The sequence below is a fragment of the Vibrio sp. 2134-1 genome, assembly GCF_033339495.1.
This window is the reverse complement of sequence record NZ_JAWOUS010000942.1, coordinates 1-521: the sequence shown is the minus strand read 5'-3', so window position 1 is coordinate 521 and position 521 is coordinate 1. Positions and strand designations below refer to the sequence as shown.

Genomic DNA, 521 nt, shown 5'->3' with positions numbered 1-521 from the left:
AAAATGCGAGTCATTGCCGATTACATATCCGCAATGACCGATGGTCACGCGCAAAAGCTACACCGCCAATTGTTCTCTTCGATTGTGTTGTAGAACGTTGTTCTACTTGTTCAAATAATTTTTTTCAAATACGCCCGGAGGCATCTGGGCGATTTGAAATTCAATCATCCTGTCAAAAGCATTAAGTAGCGGCGAGAAGTCGTTATCCGGCTCCAATAAACTCAACGCATAAAACCCTGCTTCCACTGTCGAAAGACTGTTGTCTGAAGGCGCTTTACGAATTGTATAGTGACCTTGTAAATCCTCGGGAAGCTTTACTGTGGTTAAAGTGTGCAAGTTGGTGGAAAGCTGCCACATTTTATAGGCTTTTTTCCACGTGCCATCGAGCAAAATCAAGCGTGTTTTTCTTGTGCGCTCGCTCTCGGTACACGCAATGTCTGAAAGGCACTGTGATTGCTCCGACGGATAAAGGATAAAATGCTGATACGCTTCATCGGTGAGTAACGCGTTTAACTGTGCGT

Annotated in this window: 2 protein-coding genes; one reads left to right on the top strand and one right to left on the bottom strand. The window is 44.5% G+C overall.

Translation table 11 applies throughout. From position 1 onward, the window contains the following. The coding region (locus tag R7R78_RS30080; RefSeq protein ID WP_225474997.1) for a hypothetical protein at positions 1-93 on the top strand (93 nt) is incomplete at its 5' end. Between the two features lie 9 nt (positions 94-102). Here R7R78_RS30080 and R7R78_RS29380 read toward each other — a convergent pair. Beyond that, a partial coding sequence (locus R7R78_RS29380; protein WP_225474996.1) for a tRNA-uridine aminocarboxypropyltransferase occupies positions 103-521 on the bottom strand: 419 nt, incomplete at its 5' end.